Origin of the sequence: Pseudoalteromonas sp. MMG007, assembly GCF_018100985.1 — a bacterium.
Classification (GTDB): domain Bacteria; phylum Pseudomonadota; class Gammaproteobacteria; order Enterobacterales; family Alteromonadaceae; genus Pseudoalteromonas.
Genome location: NZ_JAGJEI010000001.1, coordinates 778,006 through 793,948, shown reverse-complemented (window position 1 = coordinate 793,948; position 15,943 = coordinate 778,006). Strand labels below are relative to the sequence as shown.

Annotated in this window: 12 protein-coding genes, 5 tRNA genes and 1 pseudogene; 5 read left to right on the top strand and 13 right to left on the bottom strand. The window is 39.4% G+C overall.

Translation table 11 applies throughout. The features are described from left to right. Nucleotides 1-37: 37 nt before the first annotated feature. Nucleotides 38-520: a VOC family protein gene (locus tag J8L71_RS03785; protein ID WP_210999320.1), complete on the top strand. Its 483-nt coding sequence runs from the start codon at nucleotides 38-40 to the stop codon at nucleotides 518-520. Between the two features lie 92 nt (nucleotides 521-612). On the opposite strand, the gene J8L71_RS03780 is transcribed toward J8L71_RS03785, so the two are convergent. The 11 genes from J8L71_RS03780 to J8L71_RS03730 form a co-directional block, all read right to left on the bottom strand. After that, the gene (locus tag J8L71_RS03780; RefSeq protein ID WP_210999319.1) at nucleotides 613-2,514 is read right to left on the bottom strand and encodes a SurA N-terminal domain-containing protein; all 1,902 of its coding nucleotides are present in this window, start codon (nucleotides 2,512-2,514) and stop codon (nucleotides 613-615) included. A 171-nt stretch (nucleotides 2,515-2,685) separates the two neighbouring features. Then, the gene (locus tag J8L71_RS03775; protein ID WP_158657444.1) at nucleotides 2,686-2,976 is read right to left on the bottom strand and encodes an HU family DNA-binding protein; all 291 of its coding nucleotides are present in this window, start codon (nucleotides 2,974-2,976) and stop codon (nucleotides 2,686-2,688) included. Between the two features lie 192 nt (nucleotides 2,977-3,168). Further along, entirely contained in the window at nucleotides 3,169-5,529 is a 2,361-nt protein-coding gene (gene lon / locus J8L71_RS03770; RefSeq protein WP_138682927.1) for an endopeptidase La, read from the bottom strand. Between the two features lie 150 nt (nucleotides 5,530-5,679). Continuing rightward, a complete protein-coding gene (clpX, locus tag J8L71_RS03765; RefSeq protein ID WP_210999318.1) occupies nucleotides 5,680-6,963 on the bottom strand; it encodes an ATP-dependent protease ATP-binding subunit ClpX in 1,284 nt (427 codons plus the stop codon). A 134-nt stretch (nucleotides 6,964-7,097) separates the two neighbouring features. Then, nucleotides 7,098-7,715: an ATP-dependent Clp endopeptidase proteolytic subunit ClpP gene (gene clpP, locus J8L71_RS03760; RefSeq protein WP_058548410.1), complete on the bottom strand. Its 618-nt coding sequence runs from the start codon at nucleotides 7,713-7,715 to the stop codon at nucleotides 7,098-7,100. Nucleotides 7,716-7,881: 166 nt separating this feature from the next. Beyond that, nucleotides 7,882-9,186, bottom strand: a complete 1,305-nt coding sequence (gene tig / locus J8L71_RS03755) for a trigger factor (protein ID WP_058548411.1) — start codon at nucleotides 9,184-9,186, stop codon at nucleotides 7,882-7,884. 372 nt (nucleotides 9,187-9,558) lie between these two features. Further along, a tRNA-Pro gene (locus tag J8L71_RS03750) sits at nucleotides 9,559-9,635 on the bottom strand. Nucleotides 9,636-9,687: 52 nt separating this feature from the next. Continuing rightward, nucleotides 9,688-9,764: transfer RNA gene (locus J8L71_RS03745), tRNA-Pro, on the bottom strand. A 15-nt stretch (nucleotides 9,765-9,779) separates the two neighbouring features. Further along, nucleotides 9,780-9,855 (bottom strand) — tRNA-His (locus tag J8L71_RS03740). Nucleotides 9,856-9,879: 24 nt separating this feature from the next. Beyond that, nucleotides 9,880-9,956: transfer RNA gene (locus J8L71_RS03735), tRNA-Arg, on the bottom strand. Between the two features lie 43 nt (nucleotides 9,957-9,999). Further along, nucleotides 10,000-10,076, bottom strand: a tRNA-Pro gene (locus tag J8L71_RS03730). A gap of 349 nt (nucleotides 10,077-10,425) precedes the next feature. On the opposite strand from J8L71_RS03730, the gene folD reads away from it, so the two are divergent. Then, nucleotides 10,426-11,280 (top strand): bifunctional methylenetetrahydrofolate dehydrogenase/methenyltetrahydrofolate cyclohydrolase FolD, encoded by an 855-nt coding sequence (gene folD, locus J8L71_RS03725; protein ID WP_138682929.1) that lies wholly within the window; start codon nucleotides 10,426-10,428, stop codon nucleotides 11,278-11,280. 100 nt (nucleotides 11,281-11,380) lie between these two features. Here folD and cysS read toward each other — a convergent pair whose 3' ends face one another. Then, nucleotides 11,381-12,760 carry a cysteine--tRNA ligase gene (cysS, locus tag J8L71_RS03720; protein WP_210999317.1) on the bottom strand — a complete coding sequence of 460 codons (1,380 nt, stop codon included), beginning with the start codon at nucleotides 12,758-12,760 and terminating at the stop codon, nucleotides 11,381-11,383. Nucleotides 12,761-12,892: 132 nt separating this feature from the next. Here cysS and J8L71_RS03715 point away from each other — a divergent pair, with 132 nt between their 5' ends. The 3 genes from J8L71_RS03715 to J8L71_RS03705 all read left to right on the top strand — a co-directional run bounded on the left by J8L71_RS03715 (nucleotide 12,893) and on the right by J8L71_RS03705 (nucleotide 15,063). Then, nucleotides 12,893-13,384: a peptidylprolyl isomerase gene (locus J8L71_RS03715; RefSeq protein ID WP_210999316.1), complete on the top strand. Its 492-nt coding sequence runs from the start codon at nucleotides 12,893-12,895 to the stop codon at nucleotides 13,382-13,384. Nucleotides 13,385-13,473: 89 nt separating this feature from the next. Continuing rightward, nucleotides 13,474-14,211: a UDP-2,3-diacylglucosamine diphosphatase gene (locus tag J8L71_RS03710; RefSeq protein ID WP_210999315.1), complete on the top strand. Its 738-nt coding sequence runs from the start codon at nucleotides 13,474-13,476 to the stop codon at nucleotides 14,209-14,211. 54 nt (nucleotides 14,212-14,265) lie between these two features. Beyond that, the gene (locus tag J8L71_RS03705) at nucleotides 14,266-15,063 is read left to right on the top strand and encodes a transporter substrate-binding domain-containing protein (RefSeq protein WP_210999314.1); all 798 of its coding nucleotides are present in this window, start codon (nucleotides 14,266-14,268) and stop codon (nucleotides 15,061-15,063) included. Nucleotides 15,064-15,082: 19 nt separating this feature from the next. Here J8L71_RS03705 and miaE read toward each other — a convergent pair. Beyond that, nucleotides 15,083-15,724: pseudogene (gene miaE, locus J8L71_RS03700) on the bottom strand (tRNA isopentenyl-2-thiomethyl-A-37 hydroxylase MiaE); the annotation flags it as partial. Nucleotides 15,725-15,943: the final 219 nt, after the last annotated feature.

The following is a 15,943-nucleotide window of genomic DNA, read 5'->3' as shown; positions in this document are numbered from 1 at the left end:
TCTTGTTATTAACTTTTACTTTTAACAAGGCCGCTCCATGCTCAAACACACACTACTTAGTATTACTCCCCTACTGCTATTATCTGCTTCTGCTATTGCCGATACCCATAACAAAGTTAAAAACTGGGTTGGCGGAGTCGATCATTTGGGCTTAACTGTTTCAGATTTAGATTCATCAAAAACATTTTTTACACAAGTATTAGGTTTTAAATTACTGGGTGGTGATAAAAGCTACCCGGCTTATTTTTTATCAAACTCACATATTACAATTACGCTTTGGAAAGTTAAAAATGATGAAAAGCATGTTGAGTTTAATCGAGCCAATAATGTGGGGTTACATCATTTAGCGCTAAGCGTAGAAAGCATTGAAAAACTCGCCGAGTTATACATGCACCTAAAAGGCAAAGATAATATTAAAATTGAGTTTGCACCAGAGAAGTTAGGTAAAGGCCCTGCGCAGCACATGATGATAAGAGAGCCTAGTGGTAATCGGATTGAGTTTATTGCGAGGCCTATCTAGCCCCATAAAATGATTAGTATTATTACGGACTGCTGAATTCAAGACAATAAAAAAGGCGCTCAAGGCGCCTTTAGTGTATTAGCTAAAACAACTTATTCAGCCGCTTGCTCCACCAGTGGTAAGTTAAGCTCAGCTTGTGCTTTTAGCGCTTCAATAAATACCATATAGTTTTTATTGGCTTGCGCCATAGTAATTGTTTGCTTAGTTTGTGCATCAATGTTTTCTGCAACTTGTGCATCACTCACCGATTTAAGCGCAACAATTGCTGAGTCACCATTGTTTAAATCAACAATATCAACCACTGCAGAATCTGCTGGGTGAGCCATTTTAAACGTTTGCGTTACAATTGCTGGCGATACAGTGTAGCTTTGACGCGTTAATTGCGCTTCTTGGCGAACTATTAAGCTTTGCTCTTGTGCAACATCATTTAAGCTTTTGCCTGCTTGTACTTGAGCGAATAATTCACGCGCTTTACTTTTAGCAAGCTCTGATGATTTTTCGTTAACTAAGCGAGTTTTAATTTGCTCACTTACCTCAGATAGTGGCTTAGTTGCTGCAGGTTCGTGTTCGTTAATACGAACAACAACTGCGTGCTCATCACCAAGTTCAATAACCTCAGAGTTTACTTTATCTTCTAGTAAATCAACTGATGTTAGCGCTGTAATAACCGCTGGGTTATTTAATGGCTCAGGAAGTGCGTTAAGCGCTAAAAGAGGTGTAGATTTAACTTCAATGTCTGCAGCTTCTGCGGCGTCATCTAAACGGTCTGAAATTTCGAACGCTAATGCGCCCATTTCAGTTTGCTTCTCGTAAAATGCATCTACTTTTTCAGTTTGCTCAAGCTCAGCACGTAAATCTGCTTTAACATCATCATACGCTTTTACTTGTTGTGGCTGTAGATCTGTAAGTTTAATAATGTGATAACCAAACTCAGATGCAACAACCTCTGAAAAGTCACCTTTATTTTCAAGTGCAAACGCAGCCTCTTCAAATGCAGGGTCCATTACATCACGCTCAATCCACTCAAGGTCGCCGCCCATTTCACCGCTTACAATATCATCAGACGATGACTCAGCAAGCTCTGCAAAATCTGCACCTTGCTCAAGTTGAGCGTGTAGCGCGTTAGCTTTTTCTTTAGCTGCATCGTCGTCTTCACTGTTATCAATTAAGATATGCGATACACGGCGTTTTTCAGGCTCGATGTACTGCGCTTTATTTTGCTCGTAATACGCTTTTACATCATCCTCAGTTACCGACTCAACGTTAATATCTGACGCATTTAATTCAATATAATTTACTGAAATTAGCTCTGGCGATAAAAACTGTGAAGAGTTTAGGTCGTAGTAATCAGAAATTTCTTGCTCTGATACTTCAATGTCTTTTGCTAGTGCTTCTTTGTTAACGACTAAGTAGTCGATGCTACGCGTTTGTTGTTGTAGTGCAATCGCACTCTTAAGCTCGCTTTCTAATGCAAAGTCAGTACCTGCTACAGCTGATACTAATTGGCTGCGCGTCATATCTCTACGAAGATATTCACGAAATGCATCTGGTTGAAAGTTCATTTGACGAATTACTTGTAAGTAACGGTCGTTATTAAACTTTTCGCCAATTTGAAAGTAAGGTAGTTCTAAAATGGTTTTACGTACGCTGTCGTCGCTTACGCGAAGGCCTAAATCTGCCGCTAATTGTGATTGCAATTCTTGTTGTACTAAGCGGTCAATTACACCTTGACGTATTTGTGCCATATAATTTGGATCGGCTGCAATTTGTGTAAAGTATTCACCAAATTGTTGCTCTAAACGGCTACGTTCGTTTTGATAAGCACGATTAAATTCGGTCTGGCTAATTTTAATTCCATTTACTTCAGCAACGGGTTGTTCTGTGGTTTGACCTAAGTAACTACCGATCCCTGCTAAGGCAAAAGATAAAATCACCGCGCCTAAAATTATTTTGGCTACAGGGCCTTGTGAGCCCTCTCTGATTTTCTCAAGCATTTGTTTATCTCTTTTTGATCAAGGTATTTTACCTTGTCACATGTAAAAAAAGCGTATCTTACCAGATACGCTTTTTCACTTGAAGTAACTGGCGGTAAAGTTACTTAATTCATCTGTTGTGGTGAATCAGTATCTTTACACTCGCCATAACTAATGTGTGTAAAACAGTGATTAGTTTACTGCGTCTTTAAGCGCTTTACCGGCTTTGAAAGCTGGGATATTAGCTGCAGCAATTTGAATAGTTTCACCAGTTTGTGGGTTACGGCCTGAACGTGCAGCACGTTCACGTACTGAGAAAGTACCAAAACCTACAAGTGCAACTGAATCGCCATCTTTAAGCGCGCCAGATACAGATCCGATGAATGAATCTAGTGCACGACCTGCAGCCGCTTTAGAAATGTCAGCGTCAGCTGCGATTTGATCGATTAATTGAGATTTATTCACAATATCATCCTCTTTCATTGTTATTATCAAGAGCGATGGTTTTTTAAACTAACATCACTTTTTTGAAAATTTTAGAGCAAACTTTTAATGCTCACATGATTATATTTTTCTTAAGCCTAGGCCCCATAAGGGCTAGGCTTGAAAACCAGTGCTTAACTTATCATACCGTTTAGATTTGAAAAGCCCTAAGAAGCACTTTTTTTGGGTTTTTTATTGGTTTTTCGGTGTTTCGGGCGAAAAACTCTCAACAGGATGCACTAAAGCAAGCTTTAACACCTCGTCAATCCACGTAACAGGGTGAACATCAAGACCTGCCAGCACGTTGTCTGGGATCTCTTTTAGGTCACGTTCGTTAATTTTTGGAATGATGACTGTTTTAATTCCACCGCGATGCGCAGCCAATAACTTTTCTTTAAGGCCACCAATTGGCAATACTTCACCACGCAGTGTTATTTCGCCTGTCATTGCAACATCAGCTTTTACAGGGTTACCCGTTAAGCTAGACACTAAACCCGTAACCATAGCAGCACCGGCACTTGGGCCATCTTTAGGTGTTGCACCTTCAGGTACGTGAACGTGTATGTCGCGTTTTTCGTAAAAATCGCTATTAATACGGAATGTATCAGCACGATTACGAACAACAGTCATCGCAGCCTGAATCGACTCTTGCATTACATCACCCAGTGAACCTGTGTAACTTAACTTGCCTTTACCTGGAACAGCCGCACATTCAATAGTAAGTAAGTCGCCACCTACTTCTGTCCACGCTAAACCAGTTACTTGGCCAATACGGTTACCATCTTCAGCTTTACCATAATCAAAGCGCTGCACACCTAAAAAGTCTTCTAGGTTATCTTGATTGATAGTCACAGTTTTAGTGTCTTTTTCTAGCAAGATGTTTTTAACAGCTTTACGGCACAGTTTAGATATTTCACGTTCTAGGTTACGTACACCCGCTTCACGCGTGTAATAACGAATAATGCCAATAATAGCGCTATCTTCTATTACTACCTCGTTATCTTTTAAACCATTACGTTTAACTTGCTTAGTAATAAGGTGCTCTTTTGCAATGTTTAGCTTTTCATCTTCGGTGTAACCCGATAAGCGAATAACTTCCATACGGTCCAATAATGGGCCCGGGATATTAAAGCTGTTTGATGTGGCTACAAACATAACGTCAGATAAATCGTAATCTACTTCAAGGTAATGATCGGCAAAATGGCTATTTTGCTCAGGATCAAGTACTTCTAACAATGCTGATGCTGGGTCGCCGCGCATGTCTGATGACATTTTGTCAATTTCATCTAACAAGAATAATGGGTTTTTAACGCCCACTTTAGACATGTTTTGAATTAGCTTGCCTGGCATAGAACCAATGTAAGTACGACGATGGCCACGAATTTCAGCCTCGTCACGTACGCCACCTAAAGCCATACGCACATATTTACGGCCAGTAGAGCGCGCTATTGATTGCCCTAAAGATGTTTTACCAACACCTGGAGGACCCACTAAACATAAAATAGGCCCTTTGAGCTTATTTGTACGCTGTTGTACTGCGAGGTACTCAATAATACGTTCTTTAACTTTATCTAAGCCGTGGTGATCGCTATCAAGAATTTTTTGCGCGCCCGCTAAATCTTTTTTCACTTTAGAGCGCTTTTTCCATGGCACGTTAATTAACGTATCAATGTAAGAACGCACAACCGTGGCTTCAGCAGACATTGGCGACATCATTTTAAGCTTATTAAGCTCAGTAGTGGCCTTTTCTTTAGCTTCATCAGGCATGCCAGAGTCTTCAATACGCTTTTTAAGCGCTTCAAATTCATCAGGCACATCATCAAGCTCACCAAGCTCTTTTTGAATGGCTTTCATTTGCTCGTTGAGGTAATACTCGCGCTGAGATTTTTCCATCTGCTTTTTCACGCGGGTACGAATTTTCTTCTCAACTTGCAGTAAGTCTATTTCACCTTCCATCAACGCCATTAAATACTCTAAGCGTTCAGTCACACTTGAGATTTCTAGCACTTTTTGTTTTTCAGGCACTTTAAGCGGCATATGCGCTGCCATTGTGTCGGCCAGACGTGCTGGCTCATCAATACCCGACACAGAGGTTAATACTTCTGGTGGAATCTTTTTGTTTAGTTTTACGTAGCCTTCAAACTGGCTAATAGCGCTGCGAATAAATATATCTTGCTCTTGCTCGTCTACCGAATCAGATTCAATAAATTGGGCGTTAGCAACAAAAAAGTCATCGTTATCTACAAATTCTTCAATTTGTGCGCGTTGTGTACCTTCAACTAAAACTTTCACTGTACCGTCTGGTAATTTTAATAACTGAAGTACAGTGGCAATAGTACCAATACGGTAAATATCGTCTTGTTCGGGTTCATCTACAGTTGCATCTTTTTGTGCAACCAAGAAAATTTGTTTGTCTTTGTCCATTGCCGCTTCTAGGCATTTTATTGATTTTTCACGGCCAACAAAAAGCGGGATCACCATGTGTGGATATACCACAACATCGCGCAGTGCTAGGACTGGGATTTCGACTCGGTCGGTTCTCTCAAGCGTCATTATATTTTCTCTTCGCACTTTATTTATTTAAAAGATTACTCAAGTATATGGGGATAAACTAATTAAAGTTCAACAATTTTCCCCTACTCGACTAAATTAATTATAAAAAAAGGAGCCTAAGGCTCCTTTTTTATGCAAATAGCTTAAAAACTACTCAGATGCGGCTTTGTCTTGTTTATTGTTTTCATAAATCAAGATTGGGTCTGACTCACCTTTAATAACGGTTTCATCAATAACCACTTTGCTTACATCGTCCATAGACGGTAGTTCGTACATGGTATCAAGTAATACACCTTCAACAATCGAACGAAGACCACGAGCACCTGTTTTACGCTCCATTGCTTTGTGAGCAATTGCAGCTAAGGCGTCATCACGAAATTCAAGTTCAACATCTTCCATACCAAACAATACAGAGAATTGCTTAGTAATCGCGTTTTTAGGTTCACTTAAAATTTGCACAAGCGCTGCTTCGTCAAGTTCAGTTAACGTAGCAACAACCGGTAGACGACCGATAAACTCAGGGATTAAGCCGTATTTAACTAAATCTTCTGGCTCTACGTCTTTAAATGTATCACTTAAAGAACGGCTCGCCGCAGACTCTTTTACGTTAACGCCAAAACCAATACCAGTGTTTTTATGGCTACGCTGCTCAATTACTTTATCTAGGCCTGCAAATGCACCACCACAAATAAATAAGATCTTAGATGTGTCTACTTGTAAAAACTCTTGCTGTGGGTGCTTACGACCACCTTGTGGTGGAACCGAAGCAACAGTACCTTCAATCAATTTAAGTAGTGCTTGTTGCACACCTTCACCTGATACATCACGTGTGATTGATGGGTTATCTGATTTGCGAGAAATTTTGTCAATTTCATCAATGTAAACAATACCGCGCTGGGCTTTTTCTACATCGTAATCGCATTTTTGCAATAGTTTTTGAATGATGTTTTCTACATCTTCACCTACATAACCGGCTTCGGTTAATGTTGTAGCATCAGCCATAGTAAACGGCACATCTAATAGGCGTGCTAGCGTTTCTGCAAGTAATGTTTTACCACTACCTGTTGGGCCAATAAGTAGAATATTACTTTTACCTAGTTCAATTTCTTGCTTAGTAGATTGGTTACGCAAGCGTTTGTAGTGGTTGTATACCGCTACTGACAATACTTTTTTAGCATGGTCTTGACCAATTACGTAGTCGTCTAGGTGATTACGAATTTCTTTTGGCACAGGTAGTTTATCAGACGCATTATGCTTAGGAGCAATGTCTTTGATTTCTTCCCTGATGATATCGTTACACAGCTCTACACATTCATCACAAATGTATACTGAAGGACCTGCAATTAATTTACGAACTTCATGCTGGCTTTTGCCACAAAAAGAACAGTATAACAATTTATTACTTTTGTCGCCGTCTGTAGGAGTGTCAGACATTCAGCTACCTCATTTTATACGTTGGCTGCCAAACCAGTTGGCAACTATTCAAATTCGCTTTTAACTATACCAAAATTTACTGGTTTTCGCATAGTAACTCATAGTGGCAAGCAATAGTTTGCTTGCCTACACGCTTACTTGCTATCGCGATTTGTAAATACTGAGTCTACAAGTCCGTAGTCTACAGCTTGTGATGCACTCATAAAGTTATCACGATCTGTATCGCGTGAAATAACATCTAATGGTTGGCCTGTATGCTCAGCCATTAAGCGGTTAAGTTTGTCTTTAATAGACAGAATTTCTTTAGCGTGTATTTCAAAATCAGACGCTTGACCTTGGAAACCACCTAATGGTTGGTGAATCATTACACGTGAGTTTGGTAGACAAAAACGCTTACCTTTAGCACCCGCTGTAAGTAAAAATGCGCCCATGCTTGCTGCTTGACCAACACAAATTGTGCTTACATCTGGTTTGATGAAGTTCATTGTATCGTAAATTGCCATGCCTGCAGTAACTGAACCACCTGGTGAGTTGATATATAAAAAGATATCTTTGTCAGGGTTTTCTGATTCTAAAAATAGCATTTGCGCTAAAATTAGATTTGCCATGTTGTCTTCAACTTGGCCTGTTAAAAAGATAATACGCTCTTTTAATAATCTCGAATAAATATCATACGAGCGCTCGCCTTTAGCCGTTTGTTCAACAACCATAGGGACTAATGCGTTTAGGGGATCTGTAATACCAGTGTTCATACTTATTTAATTCCTTATGCGCTTATACTTATCCTTCACTATAAGAAAAGCATAGTTATCATTTTTCGCAAATTAAGAGCCACAAACTAAAATGGCCCGGGCACACTGCATAAACAGAGTAACACGAGCCATTTAATCGTTAGCGAGAGCTTAAGTCAATGACTTATTAAGCACCTTGCTGCGGATTCATGATGTCGTCAAATGCTTTTTCAACGTCAGAAACATTTGCTTTAGCTAAAATAGCTTCAACTGCTTGCTCTTCCATTGCTACATTACGCATTTGCTGCATTAGTTGATCATTACCTTTGTAGTATTCTACTACTTCAGTTGGATCTTCGTATGCAGATGCTACTGTTGCGATTAGTGCTTCAACTTTAGCATCATCAACTTTGATGTCGTTAGCTTTGATCACTTCACCTAATAAAAGGCCAGTTTTAACGCGTGTTACAGCTTGCTCATGGAACAATTCAGCTGGAAGCTCAGGCATGTTTTTAGCGTCGCCGCCAAAACGTTGAGCTGCTTGCTGACGTAGTGCGTCAACTTCTTGATCAACAAGTGCTTTTGGCACTTCAATTTCGTTATTTTCTAAAAGACCTTTAATTGCTTGGTCTTTCACGTTAGCTTTAACCGCTTGGTCAAGCTCACGTGTCATGTTCTTTTTAACTTCTTCTTTAAGCGCGTCTACGCCGCCTTCGGTAACACCGAATTTAGTTGCAAACTCTTCGCTTAATTCAGGTAACTCTTGCGCTTCAACTTTTTTCACTGTGATAGTGAATTGAGCCGCTTTACCTTTAAGATTTTCAGCGTGGTAGTCATCAGGGAAAGTTACATCAGCAACTACTTCTTCGCCTGCTTTTTTACCTACGATGTTATCTTCAAAACCTGGGATCATACGACCTTGGCCAAGTTCTAATGGGAAGTCTTCAGCTTTACCGCCTTCAAATACTTCACCATCGATAGTACCTACGAAATCAACAGTTACACGGTCGTTTTCGCCAGCAGCTGTATCAACATCTGCCCAAGAAGCGTGTTGTTTACGAAGTGTTTCTAGCATGTTTGCTAAATCTTCGTCAGTTACTGTAACTGCTGGTTTTTCTACAGCAATTTTATCTAAACCTTGAACTTCAACTTCAGGGTAAACTTCAAACGTAGCTGAAAATTCTAAATCTTTACCTGCTTCAAGAGATTTTGGAGCGAATGATGGTGCGCCAGCAGGGTTAATTTTTTCAGCAACGATTGCCTCAATGTAATTACGTTGCATTACTTCGCCAGCAACTTCTTGACGAACTGCAGGACCAAAACGCTTGTTAATTACTGAAACTGGAACTTTACCAGCACGGAAACCATCAATACGCTGTGTTTTTGACAGTTGTTGTAAGCGTTTTTTTACTTCGGTCTCAACGTTCTCTGCAGGAACGGTGATGGTCAGACGGCGCTCAAGGCCTTGAGTCGTCTCAACAGAAACTTGCATGATTTACCTCAATATTCAATTTTGGCGACTGTTCGCCTTCCTTACAAACAAAGTACCTTCATGAGTCTTGATAAAATTTAAGCTAAATTTAATGCTTAAATACATCCGTCGCTACCATGAGATATCATTGCTGCTCTGCCCTTCGGGCACTATGTTAAACAATAGACGCGGCATTATAACCTAATAATCATGAGAGTCGAGTGCAGGGGGCAATTATTTAGGCTAGATCGGCACTGATCGCGCACAACCGAATAAAAAACAAACTAATTAGATTGCCAGTAATTAAAATTTTATTATTGAATTTGGATATATAGATAAGATGTGGACTATAGAGTGTTAATTTTCACGTTTCATTATTTGATATAATGAAAGTGGTCGGCGATGCAGGATTTGAACCTGCGACCCCTTGGACCCAAACCAAGTGCGCTACCAAACTGCGCTAATCGCCGATATATAATTGTGAATACTTAAACTTTGAATTTAAGACCACTTATAAGAAAGTGGTCGGCGATGCAGGATTTGAACCTGCGACCCCTTGGACCCAAACCAAGTGCGCTACCAAACTGCGCTAATCGCCGATACTCAATGTAAATTGGGGTGACTGATGGGGCTCGAACCCACGACAACCGGAATCACAATCCGGGGCTCTACCAACTGAGCTACAATCACCGCTATATTTACACGTTTTCAACATGGTGCGCCCAGAAGGATTCGAACCTTCGACCCACGCCTTAGAAGGGCGTTGCTCTATCCAGCTGAGCTATGGGCGCATCGAAAACTTCATAGCGTACAAATAAGCTTACTTTTTAAAAGTGGTCGGCGATGCAGGATTTGAACCTGCGACCCCTTGGACCCAAACCAAGTGCGCTACCAAACTGCGCTAATCGCCGATGCTTACTATTGTTAACGAATGACCTCGTTGACAACGGGGTGCATAATAGTGATTTGACGGGGTTAGGTCAAACGTTTTTTTAAGAAAACCAATCAACTGCTTATTTTTAGCTCACAATGGTTAAATATTGCAATGTAGGGTTTAAAATTTAAACTCTTTTTACGCTTCTTGCATTTTATAGCTTAAAAGCACCTTGGCGCTTTAGTGCTTTTCTGCGAAAATAGCCTCTATATTAAAAAGTGATAATTTAAAGAATAGATTCTTTATAGGCATTACTACCCCTATTTTATGCATTCACTTTTTAAAGTATCGGAATCAAGTTAATTAACCCTAATTAAAGGTCACCCATGACGGCAAACATCATTGATGGTAAAGCAATCGCAAAACAAGTACGTAGTGCAGTAGCAGAACGTGTATCTGAACGTGTTAAAAATGGTTTACGTGCACCAGGACTCGCAGTAGTACTTGTAGGACAAGATCCTGCAAGCCAAGTTTATGTTGGTTCAAAACGCAAAGCCTGTGAAGAAGTTGGTTTTATTTCAAAATCTTTTGATTTACCAGCAGACGCTACTGAACAAGCGCTTTTAGATTTAATTGATGAGTTAAATAATGATGCTGAAGTAGACGGTATCTTAGTTCAATTACCGTTGCCACAAGGCCTAGACGCTGAAAAGATTTTAGAGCGCATTACACCACACAAAGACGTTGATGGTTTCCATCCTTATAATATTGGTCGTTTAGCGCAGCGTATGCCAGCGCTTCGTCCTTGTACTCCAAAGGGTATTATTACCTTACTTGATTCAACAGGTGTGCGTTATAAAGGAATGCATGCGGTTGTGGTTGGTGCATCTAATATAGTTGGCCGCCCAATGTCGCTTGAGTTATTACTGGCAGGTTGTACTACAACGGTATGCCATAAATTTACACAAGATTTAGAAACACACGTTCGCCGTGCTGACTTATTAGTCGTTGCTGTTGGCAAGCCTGAGTTTATCCCTGGTGATTGGGTTAAAGAAGGAGCAATAGTTATTGATGTAGGTATAAACCGCTTAGATACTGGCAAATTAGTAGGTGATGTTCAATACAGTGTCGCTGAGCAAAAAGCTGACTTTATAACACCTGTACCAGGCGGCGTTGGCCCAATGACAGTAGCAAGCTTAATTGAGAACACATTAGAAGCATGTGAAAAATACCACAGCTAAAATTACTTAATATAATTAATATATTAACTAAGATGCAGATTAAATAAAGAGGGTTGCCAATTGGCAACCCTCTTTATTTTAAAGCTATTTTTTAAAACATTTACGCTTTACGCCACGTTGTTTTACCGGCTGAATCTTCAAGTATTACACCTAATGCATTAAGCGCATCACGAGCTTCATCAGCAGCAGCCCAGTCTTTACCCGCACGTGCTTCATTACGCTTTACTATTAAGGCTTCAATCGTCGCAACTTCATCATTATCTTGCCCGCCTTGTAAAAAAGCCTCAGGTGCTTGTTGAGCAACCCCTAGCACTTCACCAAGGCTGCGCAGTATAAACGCTAACTTACCAGCTTGACCTGTATCAGTATCTTTAACGCGGTTTAACTCTTTAGCAAGTTCGAACAACACAGGTAATGCTTCTGGTGTATTAAAGTCATCACTCATTGCTTTTCTAAACTTAGCTACAAACTCATTGCTTTCTAAATCGCATTCTACCGGCTCTACATCACGGAGCGCTGTGTAAATACGCTCAAGAGACGAACGTGCTTGATCTAAATTCTCTTGCGAGTAATTTAATTGGCTGCGGTAATGACCCGATATTAAAAAGTAACGAACAGATTCAGCATCGTAAGCTTTTAATACTTCACGTACAGTAAAAAAGTTATCTAAAGATTTAGACATTTTTTCTTTGTTTACTTGCACCATACCCGTATGGATCCACGTATTTACGTATTTACCATTATTTGCACAGCACGATTGCGCAATTTCGTTTTCATGATGTGGAAACTGTAAATCAGAACCCCCACCGTGAATATCAAAATGCTCACCTAGATGCTTTGAGCTCATTGCTGAACACTCAATGTGCCAACCTGGGCGCCCTTCTCCCCATGGAGATGACCAAGATGGCTCCCCTGCTTTGGCTTTTTTCCATAATACAAAGTCAAGTGGATCGTCTTTATCTTGTGCCACTTCAACACGTGAGCCTGATTGAAGCATTGTTAAATCTTGCTGAGATAGCGCGCCATATTGCTCAAATGTTGAAACATCAAATAATACATCGCCATCAGCCGCTACATACGCATGACCTTTAGCAACTAAACGCTCAACCATTTCAATAATTTCATCCATGTGCCCTGTTACTGTTGGCTCAACATCTGGACGTAACATGTTCAAACTATCGAAATCTTCATGCATTGCTTTGGTCATACGAAGTGTTAAATCGTTTATTGACTCGCCGTTTTCATTTGCACGTTTAATTATTTTATCGTCAACATCGGTAATATTACGTACGTATTTTAAATCGTAGCCAATATGGCGAAGGTAACGGACTATTACGTCAAACCCAACAAATGTACGCGCATGACCTATGTGACAGTAATCATAAATGGTGATACCACACACATACATGTCGATTTTTCCTTCGACCATAGGTTTAAATTGTTCTTTTTGTCGCGTGAGTGTGTTGTATATTTGTACCATTTAGTTGGTGTCCTTCACTGTTATCAAGAAAATGTATGTTACCACTTGCAAAGCATGGGCTCTAGCGCTTTGTTAATCTTAGCTAACTAAGATAAAATAGCGCGACTATTTAAACCAGATACAGGAAACCTCATGGTTGTTCTACACACAAACTTTGGTGACATCACCATTAAAATGCACGAAGCGGAAGCACCAAACACAGTTAAAAACTTTTTAGAGTATGCAAATGCTGGTTTTTACAACGGTACAATTTTTCACCGTGTAATTGATGGCTTTATGGTTCAAGGCGGTGGTTTTGTGCCAGGTATGGAACAAAAAGACGTTAACGATCCGATTCAAAACGAAGCTAACAACGGCCTATCTAATAAAGTAGGTACTTTAGCAATGGCACGTACGCCTGATCCTCATTCAGCTACTGCACAGTTTTTTATTAACGTTAACAACAACGATTTCTTAAACCACAGCAGCGAAACATCACAAGGCTGGGGTTACTGTGTGTTTGCTGAAGTAGTTGAAGGCATGGACATTGTAGAAAAAATTAAAGGTGTAGCGACAGGTAGCAACGGTTTTCACCAAGACGTACCTCTTGAAGACGTGATCATCGAAAACGTTACTGTTAGCTAATAGTACATTTACCCACGTAATGTGGAGTATCAGCGGGTGTTTATGCAATAGGCATACACCCGCTTTATTAATATCGAAAAGACATCCTTATGACTCGTAAGACATACTTTATTGCTGATTTACATTTAAGTGAAAATAGACCTGATATTAGCGCTGCTTTTTTCAAATTTTTAAAATCTAATATTCTAAATCAAGACGTTGATGCGCTTTATATTTTAGGTGACTTTTTTGAAGTATGGGTAGGTGATGACTACGTCACTGAACTTGCAAGCGACGTAGCTAAGCATTTAAAAGCTGTGAGTAATGCAGGTACACCAGTCTATTTTATACATGGCAACCGCGACTTTATTATGCGAGAGCAATATGCAAACTTAGCTGGCATGACACTTTTAAGCGAACAAGCCGTGATCGATTTATACGGGACACCGACCGTTATTTTACATGGCGATGAAATGTGTACTCAAGATACTGAATATCAAAAATTTCGTAAGAAAAGTCGTGGTTGGTGGTGGCCAAAGCTTATGCTAGCTATGCCGCTTTGGTATAGAAAAAAAATAGCCCGCAACGCACGTGAAAAAAGTAAATTAAGCCAAGCCGACAAGCCAATAGAAATTTTAGATGTTGTAGAAGAGGCTGTTATTGAAACGTTTAAAAAGCATGATGTGAGCAATATGATACACGGCCACACTCACCGCCCTAACGTTCATACATACACGCTAAACAATAAAACGCTTACGCGCACAGTATTAGGAGACTGGTACACGCAAGGCTCATACTTAGTGGCTACACCACAATCACAAGAATTAATTAGTACACCTTTCGCATAATTTTATTTTCTGACTATTATTTAATTAAAGTATTTAAATAGTTAAGGACAATACATGTTGCGGTTGCTAATTTTTGTAGTACTGGCTTTAAATGCGTTTAAAGCTAAAAGTGAGCAAACCTGGCATATAGTGACCGAAAATTTCCCTCCGTACTTCTCCGAAGAGCTACCAAATAATGGCTGGTTGTTTGAAATAACTAAACTTGCTTTAAAAAGTCAAAATATAAATACCGAAATAGAATTTACCTCTTGGAATCGCTCTCTTAATCTTTTAGAAAAACAAAAAAAAACAGCTATTCTTGGTGCTTTTTATTCAAAGCAAAGAGGCGAAATTTTTGATTATTCACGCCCACTAGCCGTTGCGCATTCAGGGCTTTTTAAACTTAAAAAAAGTACAATTAACTACGATGGCTCGCTTGAGTCTTTACTACCTTATAATATTTGTAAAGAAGCTGGTGATCCTGTTAGTACTGAATTTTCGCTAGATCCTAGACTGTCTCTAACCTCTACTAGTAACTTAATTAATAGCTTATATTTATTACAAAACGAACGGGTAGATCTGGTTGCAGGCCCAAAAGAAGTGGGAGAGTATTGGCTTGATCACAGCCCAAAATTACTAAAAAGTGAAGAGCAAGAAATTGAATACCTACTCCCACATTTAGCAATTCATAAGCTGCACTTAATTGTATCTAAAAACAACCCAAATGCTGACAAACAAATTGCTCAGTTTGAGGCAGGCCTTAAAACTATTATAAAAAATGGAGCTATTGCTAAAGTATTAAAAAAACACCATTTCAGTGATGAAGACATTAAACACTATTTAAAAGCGCTTGCTGATAATTTTAACCACTAATTAAAGCATTAATAAGTAATTAGCTATTGGGTGTTGGCGCACCACTATGAAACTTAAAATCATCATCTGGAGATTGGATTAGATCAGCTTCTATCTTTGCAAAAAAATCTACGCGCTCTGTAATGTCAAAATCGGCAATCTCTTGCGCTAGTGTTAAATAATCTTGGTAATGACGCGCTTCAGAGCGAAGCAATGAAATATAAAAATCACCTAAGCGTTTATCTACATGCGGAGCAAGCTTTGCAAAACGCTCACAAGAGCGTGCTTCTATGTAGGCACCTACAATTAATTTATCGACTAAAGCATATGGCTCAAATGTTTTTACGTTGCGTAGCATACCTTTAGCGTATCGACATGGCGTAATACTTTGATACTCAATCCCATACTCATCCATTATTTCGAGCACTTGATAAAAATGATGCAGCTCTTCTTTTATAAGCATCACCATTTTATCTATCAAGTCTTGTCCGTAAGGAGAGTTCGATTTAGGAATAATAGACTTGGTGAGTTTATTTTTTGCAGCCAGATCTCGCCAATTACCTTCACGCTTATAAATAAGCGTTTCAAAAGGCTTAAGCCACTCAAGCAAAGCATCGCTACTTTCTTTATCTACAGCATATTTACGAATTAAAAACATCGCACTTTGCGCTGCTTTTAACTCACTAAATGTAAATATGTGCATATAAAAATAAATATAACTAACACAGCTAGTTAGGATGTTTCTACTAATTTAAGGACTGCGTAACTAGGTATATGAGATGAATAAGATTGAATTACGGCTTAGGTATCTATATAATTATGTATGTGTGCCGAGTGCAGTAATTTTTAATTAGTTGGCAATTCAGCTAAGGGAATGTAAAAGAAATTTAATTCAGCTTTA